The organism is Photorhabdus caribbeanensis (assembly GCF_018448885.1).
GTDB classification, from domain to species: Bacteria; Pseudomonadota; Gammaproteobacteria; order Enterobacterales; family Enterobacteriaceae; genus Photorhabdus; species Photorhabdus caribbeanensis.
On sequence record NZ_RCWB01000007.1, the window covers coordinates 80,254 to 106,193 of the forward strand.

9 protein-coding genes are annotated in these 25,940 nt (G+C 45.4%); 5 read left to right on the plus strand and 4 right to left on the minus strand.

Features of this window, described 5'->3' with window-relative positions:
* The first annotated feature begins 918 nt into the window (after nucleotides 1–918).
* Entirely contained in the window at nucleotides 919–14,964 is a 14,046-nt protein-coding gene (locus tag EAE90_RS07100) for a non-ribosomal peptide synthetase (protein ID WP_214052919.1), read from the plus strand.
* 3 nt (nucleotides 14,965–14,967) lie between these two features.
* Nucleotides 14,968–19,137: a non-ribosomal peptide synthetase gene (locus EAE90_RS07105; protein ID WP_214052920.1), complete on the plus strand. Its 4,170-nt coding sequence runs from the start codon at nucleotides 14,968–14,970 to the stop codon at nucleotides 19,135–19,137.
* Nucleotides 19,138–19,195: 58 nt separating this feature from the next.
* On the opposite strand, the gene EAE90_RS07110 is transcribed toward EAE90_RS07105, so the two are convergent.
* Entirely contained in the window at nucleotides 19,196–19,795 is a 600-nt protein-coding gene (locus EAE90_RS07110; protein ID WP_214052921.1) for a TetR/AcrR family transcriptional regulator, read from the minus strand.
* Nucleotides 19,796–20,040: 245 nt separating this feature from the next.
* Between EAE90_RS07110 and EAE90_RS07115 the strand changes: the two genes are divergently transcribed.
* Both EAE90_RS07115 and EAE90_RS07120 read left to right on the plus strand, forming a co-directional pair.
* Nucleotides 20,041–21,315 carry an FAD-dependent oxidoreductase gene (locus EAE90_RS07115; protein ID WP_214052922.1) on the plus strand — a complete coding sequence of 425 codons (1,275 nt, stop codon included), beginning with the start codon at nucleotides 20,041–20,043 and terminating at the stop codon, nucleotides 21,313–21,315.
* A 113-nt stretch (nucleotides 21,316–21,428) separates the two neighbouring features.
* A complete protein-coding gene (locus EAE90_RS07120) occupies nucleotides 21,429–22,070 on the plus strand; it encodes an HAD family hydrolase (protein WP_214052923.1) in 642 nt (213 codons plus the stop codon).
* Nucleotides 22,071–22,081: 11 nt separating this feature from the next.
* Here EAE90_RS07120 and hutC read toward each other — a convergent pair whose 3' ends face one another.
* The 3 genes from hutC to hutI form a co-directional block, all read right to left on the minus strand.
* The gene (hutC, locus tag EAE90_RS07125; RefSeq protein ID WP_214052924.1) at nucleotides 22,082–22,813 is read right to left on the minus strand and encodes a histidine utilization transcriptional repressor HutC; all 732 of its coding nucleotides are present in this window, start codon (nucleotides 22,811–22,813) and stop codon (nucleotides 22,082–22,084) included.
* A gap of 105 nt (nucleotides 22,814–22,918) precedes the next feature.
* Nucleotides 22,919–23,875 (minus strand): formimidoylglutamase, encoded by a 957-nt coding sequence (gene hutG / locus EAE90_RS07130; RefSeq protein WP_214052925.1) that lies wholly within the window; start codon nucleotides 23,873–23,875, stop codon nucleotides 22,919–22,921.
* Between the two features lie 19 nt (nucleotides 23,876–23,894).
* Nucleotides 23,895–25,133 (minus strand): imidazolonepropionase, encoded by a 1,239-nt coding sequence (gene hutI / locus EAE90_RS07135; protein WP_214052926.1) that lies wholly within the window; start codon nucleotides 25,131–25,133, stop codon nucleotides 23,895–23,897.
* Nucleotides 25,134–25,373: 240 nt separating this feature from the next.
* Here hutI and smrB point away from each other — a divergent pair, with 240 nt between their 5' ends.
* Complete coding sequence (gene smrB / locus EAE90_RS07140; RefSeq protein ID WP_214052968.1) at nucleotides 25,374–25,907, plus strand: endonuclease SmrB; 534 nt, start codon at nucleotides 25,374–25,376, stop codon at nucleotides 25,905–25,907.
* The last annotated feature ends 33 nt before the right edge of the window (nucleotides 25,908–25,940 follow it).

Sequence of the window (25,940 nt, forward strand, 5' to 3'; positions counted from 1 at the left end):
GTATAGTTGTATATACATGTATATTCAATAGGCCAAATCGTTAACTAAAATAACATAATTACAGAGTTATTATTTTTATTTTCTTATAAATCAATTTGTTAATATTATTTCTTTCTAATTATCAATGAATAATGTTTTTCTTATTTTTGTGTTTACAATCACAAATTATTTACATCAATTTTACAAAAATATAATTTAAGGACGAAAAGGGCTTTCCTGGTACGACAGTCGTAACCCATAACGAGGTTCAGCAATGGAAGAACTGATATCGACATATTGCCTTATCACTGTGGTGCATGCGGTGCTACAGATACAGGAAAAAATGACGGCATTATCTTGTCAGGAATTGTATTGTCTATATTTTATTCAATTTAGCTACTGAGAAAATTTTTAGAAATTACCTCTCAAGGTGCATAGTATCTACTCTCAAAAAGAGTATATAAGATCACCTATATTTTTTCGAATCAATTGATTTATTCTTTATTTGTGATTAAAAAATATTAGCGATCTTGCTCTGATTAAAAAGCTTGTTATACAATATAGACACCAATTTAAATGACAATCATTATTACGCCGCAAAAAACTATGATTATAATACGATAAATAAAGAAAATAATAATTTACGCAAGTAAATTTAATAAAAATAAGGTTGGTGACAAATATGTACTCTTAAATGTATAGGAAATTAATAGAAAGTGAATCATTAGCCAATAAATACTATGTTAACTATTTTTTCATGAGGAAGAGTGTTGAAAGATTGCGAGATTATCTGTAATGACGCTATGATAGATTATGCCAATGCCTATTAAATTAATGCGGTAGCATAAATAATTTGAAGTCAGAAAAGTAATGAAATCTACTCATTCATGCTATAAATTACAAATAACTTACAAACGGAATACATTCGTATAATTTATTATGAAAACATCTGAGGGTTCGCTGGATTCGAACTTATATAGTCTTCATCCTTCTCAGGAAGATGTGTTTTACGAACAAGCGCTTTATGAGAATAGTCCAATACACAGCCTCGGCTGGTATACATTGATAGAAAAAAATGTTGATATCGTTATTCTGCAAAAAGCGTGGAATTTACTATATCAACACATTGATATGTTACGTTTACGTATATCAATTAATTCTAATAATGAAGCTATTCAATATATTCAAAATCAGAGTACGCCAGAATTAATCAAGTGCTACGATGTTTCGGCGCAGCTTGATCCTGAAAAGGAAGCACATCTTTGGATGAAGCAACAAGTAGGTATTCCTATCGATTACTTAAAGGAAACTCCATATCAAGTTACAATAATTCGCTTAAATAATGAAAAACACTACTTTTTCACTAAATTCCATCATATTATGATTGATGGTGTCGGGCTATATCGACTTCATGAATATGTCCATAAGCTATATACATATATTGAAAACGGAACATCAACAACATGGTTATCAGAAATCCCACAATATTTAACTACAATAATCAAGTCGAGAAAATATTTCAATAGCATTCAGTATGAAAAAGATAAGAGTTATTGGTTTGATTTTCTGAAACAAAAAGAAATACATCAATTAACACCCTGTTATCAGAATACAGGCAGTGATAATTGTACGTTAATATTGCCTCTTCCAATTAAAGAAGATTTACGTACTTTTTGCAGAGAATACAAAACCAATCCGCTTTTCATCTTTTCGAGTCTGGTCAGCATTATTATGACTGAACTTACAGGACAACAAGAACTGGTTTTTAACACGATCACACATGGCAGAGAGGGAAAATCAGAAAAATATGTTGTTGGGATGCATGCAAATATGTATCCGGTGCATTGTCATATTTCTCATGCGGCTAGTCTAATTGAACAGATTAAATTAACAGAATTCGAACTCAAAAATAGTTATTATCACTGTAAATTTCCTCAATCCCACCTTGCTCGAATTGCTCATAAACATAAGCTTTCTTTACCCAATATATCTATTTTCTATGAACGTTTTTCAGAGTCAGACCTCGAAGTCACCGAAAATCAGCACTATCACATAGATGGGGCATTTAATATTTATCCTATCGTCTTTAGATTGAAAAACTATGGGTATGCTCAGGAGCTAAAAATAACGATAGATTATCTGCGGAAATACTTTAGTGAGCAGGATGTCAACAGAATACTTGAACGATTACAAAACCTGTTTATTACCTTACTCAACAATCCTGCATCATTAGTCAGTGAATTACCTATTTTATTAGAACAGGAGCGCCATACATTACTGCATACCTGGAACCAGCCCAGTATATCCTATCCACAAGACCGTACTCTCCAGCAGAAATTTGAGGCTCAGGCGGCAGCCAGACCAGACAACATAGCGTTGGTGTTTGAAGGGAAAACACTGACTTATCGCCAACTAAACGAACGGGCTAACCAGTTGGCCGTGGTGATCCGCGAACAATATCAACAGCAATGCAATAAACCCATGCCAGCCGATACGTTAGTGGCTTTGTATCTGGATCGTAGTCTGGAAATGGTCATCAGCATTCTGGCGGTACTGAAAGCAGGGGGAGCCTATGTACCAATCTCCCCGGAATATCCGCCGGAGCGGGTCCGGTTTATTTTAGAAGATACCGCATCCCCCTGTGTGGTGACTCAACAGCAATATCTGACAACGCTAGGGAAATATACGCAGACACAGACTAAACAGCCTACATTGATAGCTACGGATGATCGAACAGTGACAGAAAACCTCTCGACAGAGAATCCGGTACCCGTCAGCGGAGCCACAGATCTGGCGTACGTTATCTATACTTCAGGCACAACCGGACAACCGAAAGGCGTGTTGCAGACACATCATAATGTTGTGCGTTTATTCGCAACTACTCAGGGAGGTTATCAATTTGATCAAAATGATACCTGGGTGCTTTACCATGCTTACACATTTGATTTCAGTGTCTGGGAATTATGGGGCGCATTGCTCTATGGCGGGCGTTTGATTATTCCGACAGTAGAATGTACGAAGGACTTCGGCAAATTCAGTCGCCTCTGTTCAGATCAGAAAGTTACCGTATTAAACCAGACACCCGGGGCATTTTATGCCTTTATTGATGCGTCATTGAATATTGGCGCTGAATTTCCCCATCTTCGCTACGTGATTTTTGGTGGAGATAAACTGAATCCAGTTCAATTGAAACCCTGGTGGAACCATTACGGCGATCAATCCCCTACTCTCATCAATATGTATGGGATAACCGAAACAACCGTACATGTTACCTACAAGAAATTAACCCAAGACGATGCCACAGCAGTATCTTGCATTGGACGACCATTAAATGACATGTATGCCTATGTCTTGAATCACTCCGGGAGCCTTGTACCTCCTGGCGCCCCCGGAGAGCTTTACATCGGTGGCGCTGGACTGGCGCGAGGATATTTAAACCGGCCTGAACTGACTGCCGAACGTTTTGTGGAAAATCCATTTGCTACTAATGAAGATAAGGAACGCGGTTACACTCGTCTGTATAAAACCGGCGATTTAGTCCGCTGGCAGCCGGATGGCAATCTGGAATATCTGGGGCGTAATGATTTTCAGGTTACAATCCGCGGCTACCGCATAGAACTGGGCGAAATTGAAACTGCACTCGCTTTGCACCCACAGGTAAAACAGGCGGTGGTGATCGATCGCGAATATGAGAGTAATAAAGCACTGGCAGCATATCTGGTTACAGCCGAGAAACTCTCAGACGATGGTCTAATCAGTCACTTATCTTCTCTCTTGCCGGACTATATGCTGCCAGCCAGCTTTACCCGTATTGAAGCCGTGCCTCTAACTCTGAATGGCAAAGTGGATCGGCGGGCATTGCCGGAGCCTGTCTGGGAAGACAAAGAGGGATATGTGGCGCCCCGCAATGTGCTGGAAACCCAACTGTGTGCCATTTGGCAGGATGTATTGGGACTGGAGCGAGTAGGCATTAAGGATAATTTCTTCCGTATCGGGGGCAACTCCCTGACGGCAATTAAGCTGACTACCGCCATCCGCCGCATACTGGCAACTGAGATCTCACTGGCGCAGTTGTTCGCGCTAAAAACCGTCGCGGGCCTGGCAACCCAGATGGAACAGCAGATTTATACGGTTATCCCTCATCTGACACGGGAACGTTACCCTTTATCGTTTGCCCAGGAACGGATGCTATTTATCGAGCAATTTGAACAAGGTTCCGATACTTACCATATCCCTTATCTGGTTCAACTGGATAATGATGCCTGTCTGCCCCTGTTGGAGACCGCCATTAACCGGCTGGCTGAACGCCATACTGTAATGAAGATGGTGTACCGCAGCGATGATGATGGACAGGTTTACCCACAGAAACTGAACAGAAATTTGGTTATCCCGTCCCAGTCCTGTGAAAATGCTGACATGCTATTGAACATGGTGCGTTCCGAAATAGCCACCCCGTTTGATTTGACCACAGAACCCAGCCTGCGCCTGTGCCACTATCAGCTTTCCGACCAACACTACTTATTAATGCTATGGCACCATATCGCCATTGATGGCTGGTCGGTCGATACCTTTATGGCTGAACTGGCAGAGACTTACCATTCCTTGCGGGAAGGCCATGACAGCCAGCTTCCCCCGTTGGAGATTACCTACGGCGATTACGCCGCCTGGCAACGGGACTATTTACAGGGCGATATCCGTGAACGTCAGCTCACTTACTGGCAACAGGTCCTGTCCGGCTATGAATCACTGGCCTTACCCACCGATTATCCCAGACCCACACGGGTGAATTATCAGGGGCGAGATTTCAAGTTTGTACTGAACACCCGGCTGTCTGAGCAGTTAAGAACACTGGCAAAAGCGCAGGAAACCACCCTGTATACCGTGCTACTCAGTGCCTTTTATATCACGCTGGCAAAATTGTCCGGGCAAAACGATATCGTCCTGGGGACACCGACGGATAACCGCCACCATGCCCAAACTCAGCCCCTGATTGGGATGTTTGTCAATTCACTGGCTTTAAGGACACAACTTCAACAAACCGCCAGCATAGAAGCACTGATTAAACAGACGCATCAGCGGGTGACTGAGGCTAAGGCCCATCAGGATATGCCGTTTGAACAACTGGTTGAGGCGCTGGATATTGAGCGTGACACCGCCCGCCATCCTATTTTTCAGGTGATGTTCGGGTTGCAGAACTTTGGCGAAAATCCGCCAGACAGCCGCCTGCCGTTCAGACCGGTGACACTGGATGAGCCGTTATACAGCCCTGCCAAGTTTGACCTGAGCCTGTTTTTATCCGATGGGCAAACCGATATTACCGGGTGTCTGAACTACGCCGTCAGCCTGTTTGCTGAGACTACCATCGTGAGACTGGCGGGGATTTATCAACGGGTACTGGCAGCCTTCGTGGCAGACCAGACACAATCGTTGTCCGACATTGACATCCTGTCCGCCCAGGAGCGTCATACCCTGTTGCACCACTGGAATCAAACTGATGCGCCTTACCCGCAGGATAAAACCCTGCAACAACTGTTTGAAGCTCAGGTGGAAAGGACACCGGATAACGTAGCGCTGGTGTTTGAAGGCGAATCCCTGACCTACCGCCAACTTAACGAACGGGCAAACCAGCTGGCTTATGTGATCCGTGAACGCTGTCAGCAACATCATCATGTCCCTATGCCAGCTGATACCCCCATCGCCCTCTACCTCGACCGCAGTCTGGAAATGGTTATCAGTATTTTGGCGGTTCTCAAAGCCGGTGGCGCTTATGTGCCCATCTCCCCTGAATATCCACCAGAGCGGGTTCGGTTTATTTTGGATGATACCCAATCACCCTGCGTCGTCACTCAGCAAAGGTATCTGGCAACACTGACGACGGACACGCAAACATGCGCAGAACAACCGGTACTGATAGCGGCGGATGACCCGACAATCACCGCAGGCCAGCCCGTGGACAATCCGACATCAGTAAGCAAATCATCGGATTTGGCCTATATCATCTATACCTCAGGCACCACCGGCCAGCCAAAAGGCGTCATGATTGAGCACAAAAATGTGGCTCATCTGGCGGCGGCACAGGCAGAAATTTTTGATGCCACCAAGAGAAAGAAAACCTTAATGTTTGCCGCCTATGTGTTTGATGGTTCTGTTTTCGAACTCTTCCCCAGTTTATTTAATGGACTGACTCTTTACCTTTGCAGCGAAACAGAACGTCATGCCCAAGCAGTTGAAAAACTCATTCAACGAGAAACCATTGAAATAGCGGCCTTACCGCCAGCAATATTGAAGCTGTTAATTGGCTCGCGCTTACCTTCCTTGCAGTTATTAGTCACCGCCGGAGAATCTCCCTCGCTGGATTTTCTTGACCATTTCAACCGTCATAGCGATGTCCTGAATTCTTATGGTCCGACCGAAGTGACCGTTTGTGCGACCGAAAAGAGATATCAACGTGGGGTCATCCCAACAAATATCGGCAAAGCCATTAATAACGCCCGCCTTTATGTTCTTGATAATCACGGCAATCTGTCTCCTGTCGGAGCTCCGGGAGAACTCTATATCGGCGGCGCCGGGTTGGCGCGAGGATATTTAAACCAGCCGGAACTGACCGCCGAGCGGTTTGTGGCAAACCCCTTTGCCACTAAAGAAGACAAGGCACTCGGTTACACCCGCCTGTATAAAACCGGTGATTTAGTCCGCTGGCAGCCGGATGGCAATCTGGAATATCTGGGACGCAATGATTTTCAGGTCAAAATCCGCGGTTATCGCATAGAATTAAGCGAAATTGAAACTGCACTCGCTTTGCACCCACAGATAAAACAGGCGGTAGTGATTGACCGTGATCATAGCGACCATAAAGTACTGGTGGCGTATCTGGTGACAACGGGGGAACTTTCAGACGATGAGCTCGTCAGGCACTTATCTTCCCAACTGCCGGGCTACATGCTGCCAGCCAGCTTTGTCCGCATTGAATCCGTTCCTCTGACTCTGAACGGCAAAGTGGATCGGCGGGCATTACCAGAACCTGTCTGGGGAAACAAAGAGGAATACGTAGCGCCCCGCAATATGCTGGAAACCCAACTGTGTGCCATTTGGCAGGACGTGTTAGGACTGGAACAGGTGGGCATTGAGGATAATTTCTTCCGTATCGGGGGGAGCTCCCTGACGGCAATAAGACTGACCGCCGCCATCCGCCGCATACTGGCAACTGAGATCTCACTGGCGCAGTTGTTTGCGCTAAAAACCATCGCGGGCCTGGCAACCCAGATGGAACAGCAAACTTATACGGTTATCCCTCATCTGACACAGGAGCGCTATCCCTTATCATTTGCCCAGGAACGGATGCTATTTATCGAGCAATTTGAACAAGGCTCCGATATCTACCATATTCCTTACCTAGTTCAGTTGGACAATGATGCCTGTCTGCCCCTGTTGGAGACTGCCATTAACCGGCTAGCAGAACGCCACGCTGTAATGAAGATGACGTACCGCAGCGATGATGATGGACAGATTTACCCGCAGAAACTGGACGAAAATTTGGTTATCCACTCCTGTGAAAATGCTGACACGCTGTTGAACATGGTGCGTTCCGAAATAGCCACCCCGTTTGATTTGACCGCAGAACCCAGCCTGCGCCTGTGCCACTATCAGCTTTCCGGCCAGCACTATTTATTAATGCTATGGCACCATATCACCATTGATGGCTGGTCGGTCGATATCTTTATGGCTGAACTGGCGGAGATTTACCACTCCTTGCGGGAAAAGCGTGATAGCCAGCTTCCCCCGCTAGAGATTACCTACGGCGATTACGCCGCCTGGCAACGGAACTATTTACAGGGCGACGTCCGTGAACGTCAGCTCGCTTACTGGCGGCAGGCTCTGGCCGGCTATGAATCACTGGCCTTACCCACCGATTATCCCAGACCCACACGGGTGAATTATCAGGGGAGAGATTTCAAGTTTGTACTGAACACCCGACTGTCTGAGCAGTTAAGAACACTGGCAAAAGTACAGGAAACCACCCTGTATACTGTGCTGCTCAGTGCCTTTTATATCACGCTGGCAAAATTATCCGGGCAAAACGATATCGTCCTGGGGACGCCGACGGATAATCGTCATCATGCCCAAACTCAGCCCCTGATTGGGATGTTTGTCAATTCACTGGCTTTAAGGACACAACTTCAACAAACCGCCAGTGTGGAAGCTCTGATTAAACAGGTCCATCAGCAGGTGGCTGAGGCTAAGGCCCATCAGGACATACCGTTTGAACAACTGGTTGAAGCGCTGGATATTGAGCGTGATACCGCCCGTCATCCGATTTTTCAGGTAATGTTCGGGTTGCAGAACTTTGGCGAAAATCCACCAGACAACCGTCTGCCGTTCAGACCGGTGACACTGGATGAGCCGTTATACAGCCCCGCCAAGTTTGACCTGAGCCTGTTTTTATCCGATGGGCAAACTGATATTACTGGTTGTCTGAACTACGCCGTCAGCCTGTTTACTGAGGCCACCATTGAGAGACTGGCGGATAGTTATCAACGGGTGCTGGCAGCCTTCGTGGCAAACCAGACACAATCACTGTCCGAAATTGACATCCTATCCGCCCTGGAGCGCTATACCCTGTTGCACCGCTGGAATCAAACTGATGCGCCTTATTCGCAAGATAAAACCCTGCAACAACTGTTTGAAGCCCAAGTAGAAAGCACACCGGATAACGTGGCGCTGGTGTTTGAAGGCGAATCCCTGACCTACCGGCAGCTTAACGAACGAGCCAACCAACTGGCTTATGTGATCCGTGAACGCTGTCAGCAACACCAGCATGCCCCTATGCAAGCTGATACCCCTATCGCCCTCTACCTCGACCGCAGTCTGGAAATGGTCATCAGTATTTTGGCGGTTCTCAAAGCCGGTGGCGCTTATGTGCCCATTTCCCCTGAATATCCACCAGAGCGGGTTCGGTTTATTTTGGATGATACCCAATCACCCTGTGTCGTAACCCAGCAAAGGTATCTATCAACGCTGGCGACAGACACGCAAACATACGCCGAACAACCGGTACTGATAATAACGGATGACCCGACAATCACCGCAGACAAACCTGTGGGAAATCCGGCATCGATAAACACATCCTCGGATTTGGCCTATATCATCTATACCTCAGGCACTACCGGCCAGCCAAAAGGCGTCATGATTGAGCACAAAAATGTGGCTCATCTGGTGGCGGCACAGGCAGAGCTTTTTAATGTGACAAAGAGAAAAAAAGCCTTAATGTTTGCTGCTTATGTCTTTGACGCTTCGGTTTCCGAGTTATTCCTTAGCCTGCTTCATGGTCATACCATTTATCTTTGCAACGAAACAGAACGTAATGTCCCCGCCGTTGAAAAACTCATTCAGCGGGAACATATTGAAATGGCTACCTTACCCCCTGCCATATTGAAATTATTAATTGGGGCTGAGTTGCCTTCCCTACAATTACTAGTCACCGCCGGAGAGTCACCTTCTTCAAATTTTCTTGACTATTTCAGCCAGCACAACAGCATACTGAATGCTTACGGCCCGACAGAAGTGACCGTTTGTGCGACAGGGAAACAGTATCAAGGTGGGGATATTGCAGCAAACATTGGTAAAGCGATTAATAACGTCCGCCTTTACGTTCTTGATAATCACGGCAATCTGTCTCCTGTCGGCGCACCGGGAGAACTGTATATCGGCGGTGCCGGAGTCGCACGAGGTTACTGGAATCGGCCAGAACTGACAGCCGAGCGGTTTGTGGCGAATCCCTTTGCAACCGCAGAGGATAAAACCAAAGGATATACTCGCCTGTATAAAACCGGCGATTTAGTGCGCTGGCAGCCGGATGGTAATCTGGAATATCTGGGACGCAATGATTTTCAGGTCAAAATCCGCGGTTACCGCATCGAATTGAGCGAAATTGAAACCGCGCTCACTTTGCACCCACAGGTCAAACAGGCGGTCGTAATTGACCATGAGCATAACGGCCATAAAGTTCTGGCAGCATATCTGGTGACAGACGAGGAACTCTCAGACGATGAACTCGTCAGACACTTATCTTCCCGTCTGCCGGACTATATGGCGCCGGCCAGCTTTACCCGCATTGAGTTCGTTCCCCTGACGCTGAATGGCAAAGTGGATCGGCGGGCATTGCCGCAACCTGTCTGGGGAGACAGAGAGGGATACGTAGCACCCCGCAATACGCTGGAAACCCAACTGTGTGCCATTTGGCAGGAGGTATTGGGACTGGAGCGGGTGGGCATTGAGGATAATTTCTTCCGTATCGGAGGCAACTCCCTGACGGCAATTAGGTTGACCGCCGCTATCCACCGCAAGCTGGCAACCGAGATCTCACTGGCACAGTTGTTTGCGCTGAAAACCATCGCGGGCCTGTCAACCCAGATGGAGCAGCAGATTTATACGGTTATCCCCCACCTGGCACAGGAGCGTTATCCCTTATCGTTTGCCCAGGAGCGGATGCTATTTATCGAACATTTTGAACAAGGCTCCGATACCTACCATATCCCTTATCTGGTTGAGCTGGATAATGATGCCTGTCTGCCTCTGTTGGAAACCGCCATTAACCGACTGGCTGAACGCCATGCTGTAATGAAGATGGTGTACCGCAGCGATGATGATGGACAGGTTTACTCGCAGGTGCTGGACAACCCTTTGGTTATCCAGTCCCAATCCTGTGAAAATGCTGACACATTTTTGAACATGGTTCAGGCTGAAATAGCCACCCCGTTTGATTTAACCGCAGAACCCAGCCTGCGCCTGTGCCACTATCAGCTTTCCAACCGACACTACTTATTAATGCTATGGCACCATATCGCCATTGATGGCTGGTCGGTTGATATCTTTATGGCTGAACTGACAGAGATTTACCACTCCTTACGGGAAGGCCGTGACAACCCACTTCCTCCGCTGGAGATTACCTACGGCGATTACGCCGCCTGGCAACGGGACTATTTACAGGGCGATATCCGTGAACGTCAGCTCGCTTACTGGCGGCAGGCCCTGACCGGTTATGAATCACTAGCCTTTCCCACCGATTACCCCAGACCTACGCGAGTGAATTATCAGGGACGGGATTTCAAGTTTGTGCTGAACACCCGGCTGTCTGAGCAGTTAAGAACACTAGCAAAAGTACAGGAAACCACCCTGTATACCGTGCTGCTCAGTGCCTTTTACATCACGCTGGCAAAATTGTCCGGGCAACACGATATCGTCTTGGGGACACCGACAGATAACCGCCACCATGCCCAAACCCAGTCTCTGATTGGGATGTTTGTCAACTCACTGGCCTTAAGGATACAACTTCAACAAACCGCCAGTGTTGAAGCACTGATTCAACAGACCCATCAGCGGGTAACAGAAGCTAAGACCCATCAGGACATGCCGTTTGAACAACTGGTTGAGGTGCTGGATATTGAACGTGATACCGCCCGCCATCCGATATTTCAGGTGATGTTCGGGTTACAGAATTTTGAAGAAAACCCACCAGACAGCCGTCTGCCGTTCAGGCCGGTGACACTGGATGAGCCGTTATACAGCCCTGCTAAGTTTGACCTGAGCCTGTTTTTATCCGATGGGCAAACCGATATTACCGGTTGTCTGAACTACGCCGTCAGCCTGTTTGCTGAGACTACCATCGTGAGACTGGCGGGGATTTATCAACGGGTGCTGGCAGCATTCGTGGCAGACCAGACACAATCGCTGTCCGACATTGACATCCTGTCCGCCCAGGAGCGTCATACCCTGTTGCACTACTGGAATCAGACCGATGCGCCTTACCCGCAGGATAAAACCCTGCAACAACTGTTTGAAGCCCAAGTGGAAAACACACCGGATAACGTGGCGCTGGTGTTTGAAGGCGAATCCCTGACCTACCGCCAGCTTAACGAACGGGCAAACCAGCTGGCTTATGTGATCCGTGAACGTTGTCAGCAACATCATCATGTCCCTATGCCAGCTGATACCCCCATCGCCCTCTACCTCGACCGCAGTCTGGAAATGGTCATCAGTATTTTGGCGGTTCTCAAAGCCGGTGGCGCTTATGTGCCCATTTCCCCTGAATATCCATCAGAGCGGGTTCGGTTTATTTTGCACGATACCCAATCACCCTGCGTCGTCACTCAGCAAAGGTATCTGGCAACACTGGCGACGGACACGCAAACATGTGCAGAACAACCGGTACTGATAGCGGCGGATGACCCGACAATCACCGCAGGCCAGCCCGTGGATAATCCGACATCAGTAAGCAAATCCTCGGATTTGGCCTATATCATCTATACCTCAGGCACCACCGGCCAGCCAAAAGGCGTCATGATTGAGCACAAAAATGTGGCTCATCTGGCGGCGGCACAGGCAGAAATTTTTGATGCCACCAAGAGAAAAAAATCCTTAATGTTTGCCGCCTATGTGTTTGATGGTTCTGTTTTTGAACTCTTCCCCAGTCTATTTAATGGACTGACTCTTTACCTTTGCAGCGAAACAGAACGTCATGCCCAAGCAGTTGAAAAACTCATTCAACAAGAAAGCATTGAAATCGCTGCCTTACCGCCAGCAATATTGAAGCTGTTAATTGGCTCGCGCTTACCTTCCTTGCAGTTATTAGTGACAGCCGGAGAATCTCCCTCGCTGGATTTTCTTGAATATTTCAACCGTCATAGCGATGTCCTGAATTCTTATGGTCCGACCGAGGTTACTGTTTGCGCGACTGAAAAAATATATCAACGTGGGATCATACCAACAAATATCGGCAAAGCCATTCATAACGCCCGCCTTTACGTTCTTGATAATCACGGCAATCTGTCTCCTGTCGGCGCACCGGGAGAACTCTATATCGGCGGCGCCGGGCTGGCGCGAGGATATTTAAACCAGCCGGAACTGACCGCCGAACGTTTTGTGACGAATCCTTTTGCCACCGCAGAAGACAAGGCACGCGGTTATACCCGTCTGTACAGAACCGGCGATTTAGTCCGCTGGCTGCCGGATGGTAATCTGGAATATCTGGGGCGCAATGATTTGCAGGTCAAAATCCGTGGCTACCGTATTGAACTGGGAGAAATAGAAAGCGCCCTGACTGCCCACTCACAGGTCAAACAGGCGGTGGTGATTGACCGTGATCATAACGGCCATAAAATTCTGGTCGCGTATCTGGTGACAACGGGGGAATTGCCTGATGACAGCCTGACTGAGCACCTCTCCTCCCGCCTGCCGGAATACATGCTGCCTGCCAGCTTTACCTTTATTGATGCTGTGCCCCTGACCCTAAACGGCAAACTGGATCGACACGCTCTACCTGAGCCAGTTTGGGGGGATCGTGATAACTATGTCGCGCCCCGTAATGCACTGGAAACTCAGCTCTGTACTATTTGGCAAGACGTGTTGGGACTGGAACGCATTGGCATTGAAGATAACTTTTTCCGCATCGGGGGGGATTCCATTGTCAGTATCCAACTGGTCTCAAAACTACGTCAGGCGGGCTTTTTCCTCCAAGTTAAATCAATTTTTGAAGCACCAACGGTGGCCCGATTAGCCCAACAGCTAGCTCTCTCATCATCTACCGTAAACGTGCTCGCAGAGCAGGGATTGTTAAGCGGGGAATTTGACCTGTTGCCTATCCAACAGACCTTCTTCGATTGGAATTGGCCAAATCCACATCATTGGAATCAGGCATTTATGATTCAGATCCCCGGGAATATCAAATCTTCACAGATTGAACAGGCTCTGATAACGCTGACTGAACAGCACGATATGCTACGTACCCGTTTTATAGATACCAAAAATGGCTACCGTCAGTACTATTCCGCAGAAATGCCATCTTCATATTCCATTTTACATCATTGTGATATCAGGAGATTAAATAAGGAAGCATTACATCAACAACTAACCCAATGGCAAAGTGGATTCGATTACAACAACGGGCCATTATGGCAAGCAGGTCATCTGACCGGATACAGGGATGGCAGTGCCCGGTTATTCTTCGCATTCCACCATCTGATTATTGACGCTGTTTCCTGGCGGATTATTGCTGAACATATGCGTCTGTTGTTACAGGGGACGACCTTACCGCCGAAGACCAGCAGTTATCGACAATGGGTAACGGCTGTCCACCGTTATGCACAACAGCATCAGGATGAAGTGCCCTACTGGCAACAGGTGATAGCAGGAAACGACGCCAAACCCACACTGGATAATATCACTCAGCACCGGTTAAGCATTCCTGCCGAAATGACGGACATACTACTACATGAAGCCAACACCGGTTATCACACTGAAATTAACGATTTACTGTTGAGTGCATTGACACTGGCCTTGCAGGAGACCTTCACTCAAGCTGTAAACTACATCATTCTGGAAGGACATGGGCGGGAATCCATTGACGACACATTAGATCTTTCCGAAACCGTTGGCTGGTTTACCATCATGTACCCTATCCGTCTGGAAATGCAGACTGATATTGCAGAAACCATCATCCACACCAAAGAGATGCTTCGTGGCGTACCGAATAAAGGTATTGGTTACAGTGCGTTACATCAAGCGGGATATCTGGCTGGCGATTTACCAACCATCAGCTTCAACTACCTTGGCCAGTTAGTAGGAGCCAGCCATCAAGACTGGTCCATAACCAACGATGATTGTGGGGCTGTGATAGCTAGCGAAAATGGCCGTCATTTACTGCTGAGCATCAATGGCTCAGTCCAGGAGGGAAAACTGCAATTCTGCATAGATTCCCGCTTACCACAAACCCGGACAGAGATATTTATCACAGCATTTAAACAAGCACTCAATAACGTCATTACTACGGGTCAAAAGCAAGCTCAATTGGGCGGAATAAAAACCCCCAGTGATTACGGATTCAAAGACGTTTCAATGGAACAGCTAAATCAGCTCACTCATCGTTTTGAGCATGTGAAGCATGAAAATGCAGCCCCTCACTCAGAAAAGAAAACTATTTTGGAAATGTAAAAGATGTTGATGCTAATTAAAGAACTCAGTAAAAATCATATATCAATATGGGCCTGTGAGAATAAGTTGAAACTGGCGTTTACCGGGGAAACTCCTCCCTCCCAACTTATTGATAAGGTTAAACAGAGAAAAGAAAACATATTAGGCTTTTTAAACGAAAGAAGTATTTTCTCTGAAAAAGATTTTAAAAGTTTTACTTTTCATGAAAATCATTCTGGTTCAAATGATTCAGTCATATCCCCCAGAAACAAAATTGAAACGATATTTCCTGCCACCAGCTTGCAACAGGGATTTGTTTATCATCATCTGACTCAACCACAGGATGATGCTTATCGTGTGCAATTGCTGTTGGATTATCACGCCAATATCAACTTTGCCGTCTATCAACAAGCTTGGTCGCTGGCTTCACTACGTTTCCCCATTCTCAGAACCGCATTTGATTGGGCAGGAAAAATATTACAGATCGTCACAACGGGCGCCAGTATTGGGCCATTGAACTTCAAGTTCAAAGATATCAGTCAAATACCCAAAGAAGATCGAAATAAGGCGATTGACGAAATTCAACAACACGACCGTACCCTACCTTTTGATTTAAGTCAGCCCGGGTTAATCCGCTTCACTCTCATCAGGCAAGATGAGCAGTTAGTCACCATACTGCTTACACAACATCACTGCATTGCTGATGGCTGGAGTAACCCGATTTTGTTGCAGGCTGTGCATGAGTATTACAACCAATTGATAAAGGGACAAAAACCCCAGATTGTGGCGGAACAGACTTATCTGGCAACCCAGCAATATCATCTGGATCATCAAGCTGAATCAGACGCCTATTGGGAGGCACACAAAGCCCAATTTCAGGGCGCCAATGATTTTTCTGCGTTGTTAAGTCACCGTGTCGATTTAGCGCAGATAAAAAGCATTGAAAACCCGGCTGAACAAGAACTCATTGTTCAGGGCGACGCTTATACGCAGCTTAAGAATATGTGCCGGACACAAGGGGTGACGTTGAATGTAGCCCTGCAATTCGCCTGGCATAAACTCCTGCATAGCTATACGGGTGATGCACAGACCCTTGTCGGCACCACCGTCTCCGGCCGCGATGTTCCGGTGCCGGGGATTGAATCCAGTGTTGGCTTATATATCAATACCTTGCCGCTGATGGTGCAATGGCATCCAACAGACAGTGTAGCGACGGTTTTACAGGATATTCAGACAGCTATTGCTGCCCTCAACAGCCACAGTGCCGTCTCACTGGCCAGTTTACAATCCGACGGGGAACGGTTGTTCCACAGCTTACTGGTATTTGAAAACTACCCTGCTCCCGTGGTAAGCGAAAACCCAGCAGGTATAGAACATACCCTGACATTCCGTCAGTCCGTCGAAAAAGTGGATTATCCGGTATCGCTGTTAGCCTATGAGCACAACAACAGTCTCATCATCAAATTCAATTATGGCAAAGACTGGCTGACAGAAGCACAGACACAGCGTGTACTAGGTCAGCTTGAACGTATCCTGCACTCGGCGGCATGCAATCCAGACCAGCCACATACGTCAATCACCTTCCTCAGCGAAGCCGAACGTCATACTTTGCTGCACCACTGGAATCAGACCGATTTACCCTATCCGCAGAATAAAACCCTGCAACAACTGTTTGAAGCTCAGGTGGAAAGCACACCGGATAACGTAGCGCTGGTGTTTGAAGGCGAATCCCTAACCTACCGCCAGCTCAACGAACGGGCAAACCAGTTGGCTTATCTGATCCGTGAACGTTGTCAGCAACATCATCATATCCCTATGCAAGCTGATACCCCCATCGCCCTCTACCTTGACCGCAGTCTGGAAATGGTCATCAGTATCTTAGCGGTTCTGAAAGCCGGTGGCGCTTATGTACCCATTTCACCGGAATATCCATTAGAGAGGGTTCAGTTTATTTTGGATGATACCCAATCACCCTACGTCGTCACTCAGCAAAGGTATCTGGCAACACTGGCGGCGAACACGCAAACACACGCAAAACAACCGATACTGATAGCGGCGGATGATCCGACAATCACCGCAGACCAACCTGCGGGAAATCCAGCACGAATCAATAAATCAACCGATTTAGCCTATATCATCTATACCTCAGGCACTACCGGCCAGCCGAAAGGCGTCATGATTGAGCACAAAAATGTGGCTCATATGGCGGCGGCACAGGCAGAAATTTTTGATGCCACCAAGAGAAAAAAATCCTTAATGTTTGCCGCCTATGTGTTTGATGGTTCTGTTTTCGAACTCTTCCCCAGTTTATTTAATGGACTGACTCTTTACCTTTGCAGCGAAACAGAACGTCATGCCCTGGCAATTGAAAAACTCATTCAACAAGAAGGCATTGAAATCGCTGCCTTACCGCCAGCAATATTGAAGCTGTTAATTGGCTCGCGCTTACCTTCCTTGCAGTTATTGGTGACAGCCGGAGAATCTCCCTCGCTGGATTTTCTTGACCATTTCAACCGTCATAGCGATGTCCTGAATTCTTATGGTCCGACCGAAGTGACCGTTTGCGCGACAGAGAAGCAGTATCAACGTGGAGATATTGCAACAAACATTGGTAAAGCGATTAATAATGTCCGCCTTTACGTTCTTGATAATCACGGCAAGCTGTCTCCTATCGGAGCGCCGGGAGAGCTGTATATCGGCGGCGCCGGGCTGGCGCGGGGGTATTTAAACCAGCCGGAACTGACGGCCGAACGTTTTGTAGCGAATCCCTTTGCCAACGCAGAAGACAAGGCACGCGGTTACACCCGTCTATACAGAACTGGCGATTTAGTACGCTGGCAAGCGGATGGCACTCTGGAGTATCTGGGACGCAATGATTTTCAGGTCAAAATCCGTGGCTACCGCATTGAACTGGGAGAAATAGAAAGTGCCCTGACTGTCCACCCACAGGTAAAACAGGCGGTGGTGATTGACCGTGATCATAACGGCCATAAAATACTGGTCGCGTATCTGGTGGCGGAGGCGGAACTGTCTGATGATAGCCTGACCAGGTATCTCTCCTCCTGCCTGCCGGAATACATGATGCCAGCCAGCTTTACCCACATTGAGTTTGTGCCACTGACCCTGAATGGCAAACTGGATCGCCGCGCCCTGCCTGAGCCAGTCTGGGGGGATCGTGACAGCTATGTCGCGCCCCGCAATGCGCTGGAAACCCAATTGTGTGCCATTTGGCAGGCCGTGTTGGGGCTGGAGCGGGTGAGTATTGATGATAACTTCTTCCGCATCGGGGGGAATTCCCTGATGGCAATTAAGCTGACCACAGCGATACGCCATGAAATGGGGATTGATATTCCTCTAAATATTTTATTTAGCTGCAAATGCATTTCTCTGTTATCCCAATGGTTGGAAACAGGCAATACAAAATCCAGCTTGATTAATTTATTAACACCAAAATCAACGGCAACAAATAAGCTGTTTATGGTTCATCCTGCTAATGCTGGTAGTGAAGTCTATGAATTTCTGGCAAATACTTTATCTGGTGCGTATAACTGCATAGGCATCGATAATTATAATCTCTGTACAGATAATCAGATAGATTCACTACAAAAAATAGCTCAAATTTATAGGGAGTTAATTCTGACTGAAACTTCTATTGATCAACCTATTCGCATTTTAGGATGGTCATTAGGTGGACAATTAGCGATGGAGATTGCTTTTCAATTAGAACAGCTAGGCGCAAAAGAAATTCAATTGTTCTTGTTAGATACTATAATCAATAACGAAAAGATAAAAGAATTCAGAGATAACTTAGATATATCAAGTAAACATGTGCCAATCGTTGGAAAATTGCGAAAAATGGGAGCAAGTGATACCTATATTAATAAAGTTTTAGCAGCAATACCATTTGAATGTAGCATGACTAACTGCAATTTAAGTGGGAAATTATCTCATACCAATATTACCTTATTTAAAGCTGGTCAAATGACACCATATTATACAGATGAAACTCAATTAGCTATGGGTCAATTGATAACAAAAATACCGGATAACAATATCTCCCAATGGACAGTCAATCCATTAGTTATTACATTGCTTAATGATTATTATCACGAAAATATTATTGAAGCTGTTTCCATTATCAGCGAAAAAATAATCAACACTCGGTCAATTAAGGATAATATCAATATCACTTAATTATAATTAACGGGGCTGGCATTGCTGGCCCCGTCAAATTTCTTGTCGAAATGAACACTCAATCCCTAGCCAAGCCACTAAACGCACAATCAATAACCTTATCGACAAATTCAGGTGTAATAAGAGAAAAAGAAACTATATATTTGTAGTAAATAGCACCAAAAATGCAGTCTAACAATAAGTCGCTATCAGTATTAGAGGAAATCTCTCCCCGTTCAATAGCATGTAAAATGATCTGCTTTCCTAACTGTCGTCGTGGTTCAATCCAGCGCTGAATAAAAACCTCCCTCACCTCGGTATCGTACTGCGCTGATCCCAACAGATACCTGAACAACAACCCGCGCTTGCTTTGCAACACTTCAATAAATTTTTTAATGGCAACCCGCATGGATTCTATCACTGGCATCTGTTTATCATAAATAATTAGAGGTTCAATATCATCAAAGAAAGCATCCATTAAAACCGCTGATACATTCGGCCATCTACGATAAATAGTCGATTTCGCAACGCCTGAATACAAAGCAATATGATTAATAGTGATATCTGCAATCCGTCCACTTTCAGCAAGAACAAGTGCAGCACTCAACACCGTTTTTGTCGTGTCATTATCGCGCGGGCGCCCACGTCTTATTGAGGATAGCCGCTCATTCTCACTCATAACTCCCTCCGTTTATTTCAAAAACTACCCATATTTAGGTATTGACAAATAAAACCAAAAAAGCAAGTTTAGACGCTCTAATTTCGATACCAATAGTTTCGTATTTAATAAGGGTAATCGGAATAGAGTGCTATTTCTAGTAAAAAACGGGATGTACTCCGTAAAACCGAACAAACAATTCAATGCTCAACTCATAGAAAGTGTTCCCAGGAACATCAATTCTGACTAAAGAATGGAGGAGAGAAATGTCTGTATATGATGTCGCTATTATTGGCGCTGGCCCAGCAGGCTTAGCTGCGGTACAGAAATTGAAAGGAAAAGGTTTACGAGTCGTACTAATCGATAATGGCAAAGCTATTCATGAACGCGATAAAGATAATCTTGTTGAAATAACCGAAGGACACGGTGGCGCGGGGCTATTTTCTGACGGAAAATTCTCATTTTTTCCTTCTGCTAGTGCACTTTGGGAGTTACCAAATGAACTGGAATTACGACAAGCTTATGAATGGACGTGCACCACACTAAATACATATGGCCTGGACACCCCACCATTCCCAACAAACCCCAAAGACTTCACAGTAGGTTCCGGAGAATGGGTATTAAAAGATTATCCCTCCAATTATATGTCTCTCGAAGATAGAATTAATCTTGTTGAAGATATGGTGCAAACGGCAGATGCAGATATCATCACACAAACTAAATTCCTGTCTTATAAATACGTCGGAAGAAAAGATTCTCTGATTATGAATTTAAGAGACAAAAATGCTAATACTTATCAAATTGAATGCCGACGAATCATTTTGGCTAGTGGCAGATTTGGTCCATTAGAGATTGCTAATCTAGTTGAAAAACAATCTTTCAATCGGCTAGAAGTTGGGTTCCGCATTGAACAGCAAGAAGATTTGGCATTCTTTAAAAATATGAAACAACTCGACCCGAAGTTAAAATTTCGGTCGGATGATGGCGTTATTGAATGGCGTACTTTCTGTGCTTGCCGGGATGGAGAAACAGTATTAACAAAAACCCAAGATTTATGGACCGTTTCTGGTCATTCTGACGGCCCTTCGACAGGACGATCTAATGTTGGGTTTAATACACGTATCCTTGATGAAAATATCGCGGACAGAACACTCAATAATGTTGTGTCCGCCATGAAGCAAGAAGACTCTTACTTTAGAATCAAAGTACAAGATGTATTAGCAGGAAATGCTCACATCACTACACAACTTACATCTATTTATGGAAAAGAGCTATTCGATAAGATGTTGCAAGGATTGCGTAATATTATCAAAAAATTTCCCGAAATCGATCACGAGAATACGCATATTATCGGCCCTACACTAGAAGGTGTCGGTTGGTATCCCAGCCTTGACGGCGATTTAAGCCTGGAAACGTCCCCTTATCCTGTATGGGTTGCAGGCGACGCTTGTGGAATTTTCAGAGGTATTGTTGCTGCAATGATTAGTGGTCACTATGCCGCCTCAGCGGTTCTTAAGACCCTGGCAGTAGAAGCCGCCTAATTCGCGAGCTAGCTGAATAAGCGGGGGATTACTAAGATAGGTAATCCCTATATGTTTACCATCACGAACAAACCTAATTTATCCCTATAACGAAAAAATTACCTGGGTTTATTATGAAAGTATTACATATTTTTGATATGGATGGCACTCTCCTCAAAGGAACCACGGCAAGTCTGGAAATTGCCCGTACCATGAATTGCCTGACAGAACTTCATCTGCTGGAAAAACAGTTTTCTCAAGGAGATATAAATACCAAAAAGTTTGCCGCGGAATTACAGCTTTTATGGTCAAACTTGCAATACGTTGACGTTGCCGAAGTTTTTCATGCCTCACCGTGGATTAGGGGAATAAAAGAGGTTTTTGACGATATTAGAGCCAAAGGTGAAATATCTATGGTCATTACCCTCTCACCAGATTTCTTCGCCCAACACTTAAGAACATTTGGAGTTGATATCGTTGTTGCATCAAATTTCCCTGCTTTACCTTTTCGTGAACCGGTTGATCCGGAACAGATATTAACGCCTGAAAGTAAATTACAGATAGTCAAAAAGTATGTACGGGAATACGGGCTAAATTTGGAAAAGTGTGTTGCCTATGGTGATTCTGACTCTGACCTCCCTTTATTTAATGCCCTTACCAATACGGTTGCCATAAATGGGACGGATAAAATACGTGAAATCGCATTAATTCATTACGAAGGTAATGATCTATGGCAACCCTATCAGCTCATACGGAAAAAAATCAGTTGTGAATAATAAGGATACCGCTATGAGCTGAAACGCCCTTTTAATTTATAGCGATTACCGGGAAATAGCAGCCTGGCACTGGAGACAGTGTAATGAGTGGACCAAGTTCGACGACTAATTAATAAACAAGGAGCTCCTGACTCAATTTGCAACAACTTACAGGATCGAGGATCGCCAGCAATAGCTTCCACAATGTGTTCACCTTCCGTTAGTGGGGCAATCATTGACAAATAATCGTGTGGCGTAAGCTTGGTAAAATCCTGTTGCAAATAGCCAGAAGCCGCTTGAGCATTGACATAACGATCTTCTATCTGAACAGGAATATCGTTTTCATAGTGGATAATAACCGAATGGTAAATCGGCGTACCGACGATAATATCCAATTCAGCGGCCTGTTTCACATCCGCATTCAACTCGGATAATTTTAAGATTTTACAGCTATGCTGATGAGAACGAGCTGAAATCTCATCAGCAATGCTGTGAATTTCGAATAGCGCAGATTGTCCCTTCGGTTCAGCGACAAACGATCCTACGCCTTGCAGCCGTACTAATAATCCTTCAGCGGTCAACTCACGCAATGCACGGTTGGCAGTCATACGGCTACAGTTAAATTGTTTAACCAATTCAGCTTCAGAGGGAACACGATCATTTGATTTCCATTCACCAGTATAAATTTTTTCAATGATGGATTGTTTCACTCTGGCATACAGAGGCGCAGGTTTGGCAAATGATCCTGATAAGTGCGTCGTCACAATAAATTCCTTATGCTATAAAAATGTTAAGTGATTAATTACATTCACTTTATCAGGCTATCTTTGCCAAAATAAAAAACACAATAGTACTGTTATTCTAGATAATCAATACCACCAATGTGCTAATTGCCAGGCAATACGCGCCGCTGCTTTTCCACCTATGCCCTGTATGTCAAATATTGGATTGAGCTCAACCAAATCAGCCGCCTGTAGTTTACCACTCTGACAAATTGGCTGAACTAATTGCAAAAGACGCTCTAATGGCATCCCCAAGGCGGCTGGCGCAGAGACGGCTGGCATCTGATAAGCAGGTAATACATCCAAATCGATCGTCATATAAATCAAATCAACTTGCTGGAGTATATCTTGTATCTGCTGTTGCACCTTGTCCAGCATAGTTTCACGACATTGTTCATCCCAGATAATCGTGGCATTCAAATGGTTTGCCTCATCCACCAATGCCTGAGTATTAGACGCCAAACTTGCGCCAATGCAAGTATAGTGAAACTGGCGTTGATGTTGCTGACAATATTCAGCAAGTTGACGAAATGGCGTGCCAGAAGTGGGCTGCGGCGACCGACGTAAATCGAGATGAGCATCAAAGTTAATAATACCAATACGTTGATGTGGAAAAGCATCATAAATTCCAACACCATGAGCAAAAGCCGTTTCATGCCCACCACCCAATATCAAAGTACGTACATTCTGACGTTGGCATTGGGTAACAGCATCAGATAAGGCTTGTTGCGCCTCACATAATTGATTGGGATTAGCACGAATACTTCCCAAGTCCACCAATCGATCATGCCCTTTATGACTAGCCATATTTGCCAACGACTGCCGCAAATAATCAGGGCCTTGATTGGCGCCTGGCCTCCCCTGATTACGTTTTACACCTTCATCACATTCAAACCCTAATAGAGCAATATAGTGAGAAAATTCTGCCGGCGTAAAATACGGAGATAATTTAACTGTTTGAAAAAGCCGTAGTGCATTATCCGCTTCTGCCAAATCATTTCGTCCTTGCCAAATAGTCGGCGAAGTAGCGTGCCATAAATTCATTTACTGCTCCTTAATCTGTTTATATGCTGGAATGAGTCATAACGCCACGAAACACTCTGGTATTCAAAGGGTTATGACCAAGCTCATAGAAAATATCAACGGGATTTTCTGCATCCCAAACAACAAAATCGGCGTAAGCCCCTGCACGCAATTGCCCGTGGCTCTGTTCTCTGCCCAATGCACGAGCCGCATGCCGGGTTACACCTAACCATACTTCTTCTGGAGTCAATCCAAATTGGACACATGCCATATTCATAGCCATTCGCAAAGAGGCAAATGGGCTGGTTCCGGGATTAAAATCGGTAGATACGGCTATCGGCACATTAAATTGCCGCAATAAATCAATAGGCGGGCGCTGTGTTTCCTGCAAAAAGTAGAACGCGCCAGGAAGCAAAACAGCTACCGTACCACTGTGACTGAGCGCCTCAACTCCCGCCTGATCTAAATATTCAATATGATCTACAGAAAGGCCATGATAGCGAGCGACCAGTTCACTTCCGCCTAAATGAGATAACTGCTCCACATGACCTTTTACCGGAATATTCCAACGTTGTGCTTCCTGAAAGAGCCGTTCAGTTTGTGCCAGGGTAAATCCCACACTTTCACAAAAAACATCTACTGCCTCAAACAGCCCTTTTTGCCACAGTTGTGGAAGGATATTTTCACAAATCAGATTCATATAAACATCGGGATTATGCTTATATTCAGGTGGGCAAGTATGAGCAGCGAGCAATGTGGGGCTGATTTCTATCGGATTATGTCGCGCTAAGTTCTGCGCAACTTGTAGCAACTTTTCTTCATTTTCCAGATTTAATCCATAACCCGATTTAATCTCAATAGTGGTTACACCTTCGGCCATAAATGCAGCAAGACGCAGCTGCGCGGAACGTTCAAGTTGTTCATGAGAACTGGCCCGAGTCGCAGAAACTGTCGCATTAATCCCCCCACCTTGAGCACTAAGTTCAGCATAGGACATACCATTTAAACGCTGTTCCCACTCATAAGCCCGGTTGCCACCAAACACTAAATGGGTGTGACAATCGATTAAACCAGGGGTAATTAGGCGTTGTTGAACATCAATAACCTGACAGCAATTCGTCTGTAATGTTGCAGTGGGCAAAATAGCTAAAATTTTGTCATCACGTACCAGAAGATCATATTCTCTTAATAATCCGTAAGCTGCATTGACAGCAGGGTCCATTGTCGCCAGTCTTGCATTGCGCCAGATGATATCAGTATCACGCAGTTCTACCGCCATGATTAGCATCCTGTATTGATTGGTCTGTATCTGATAAATCAGGTTTCTAGTTGTATATACATTTATTTTCCAACCAACTGTCATTGTCAAATTATTTTATCGACTACCTAGATATACTTTCCTATCAGCATTTTTAAACCACAAACTCGGTAAAATCAGGTTTCATTAAATATAATCAGGTTTAATAGTTAAAAATATGCAGTACACTTGTCACAAAATGGTTTAATCAACTGAGCAATGATGAAAAACAAATACTCCCTGAATGAGGAAGAAATTCAATTATTTCAACAATCTATAGCAGGCACTAAACGCATCAACCAGGATACCGTCTTACATTCTCCTAGAAGAAATAAAACCAGCTATATTGCCCCTGAACGAGTTCAGCAAGAGCAAATTGATGCCAGCTACTATTTTTCTGATGAATTTCAGCCCAACCTTGATACCGAGGGTCCTACCCGTTACGTAAGGGGAGATACAAGCCATTACGAATTGAAGAAATTACGCCGAGGTGACTATTCGCCAGAGCTGTTTCTTGATTTACACGGACTAACTCAAATGCAGGCCAAACAGGAAATTGGGGCATTGATCGCTGCTTGCCGTCGCGAACATGTCTATTGTGCCTGCATCATGCACGGCCACGGAAAACGTATTCTCAAACAGCAAACACCTCTATGGTTAGCCCAGCACCCGGATATCATAGCCTTCCATCAAGCGCCGAAGGAATGGGGAGGTAACGCCGCACTATTGATACTTATCGAACTTGATGAGCCTTGAGCCTATATCCGTTATCTTTCCGTAGGGTATATA

Bases quoted from the DNA above. Each gene is read 5' to 3' on its own strand.
- EAE90_RS07100 (WP_214052919.1), top strand. From the start codon at position 919: ATGAAAACATCTGAGGGTTCGCTGGATTCGAACTTATATAGTCTTCAT.
- EAE90_RS07105 (WP_214052920.1), top strand. From the start codon at position 14,968: ATGTTGATGCTAATTAAAGAACTCAGTAAAAATCATATATCAATATGG.
- EAE90_RS07110 (WP_214052921.1), bottom strand. From the start codon at position 19,795: ATGAGTGAGAATGAGCGGCTATCCTCAATAAGACGTGGGCGCCCGCGC.
- EAE90_RS07115 (WP_214052922.1), top strand. From the start codon at position 20,041: ATGTCTGTATATGATGTCGCTATTATTGGCGCTGGCCCAGCAGGCTTA.
- EAE90_RS07120 (WP_214052923.1), top strand. From the start codon at position 21,429: ATGAAAGTATTACATATTTTTGATATGGATGGCACTCTCCTCAAAGGA.
- hutG (WP_214052925.1), bottom strand. From the start codon at position 23,875: ATGAATTTATGGCACGCTACTTCGCCGACTATTTGGCAAGGACGAAAT.
- hutI (WP_214052926.1), bottom strand. From the start codon at position 25,133: ATGGCGGTAGAACTGCGTGATACTGATATCATCTGGCGCAATGCAAGA.
- smrB (WP_214052968.1), top strand. From the start codon at position 25,374: ATGAAAAACAAATACTCCCTGAATGAGGAAGAAATTCAATTATTTCAA.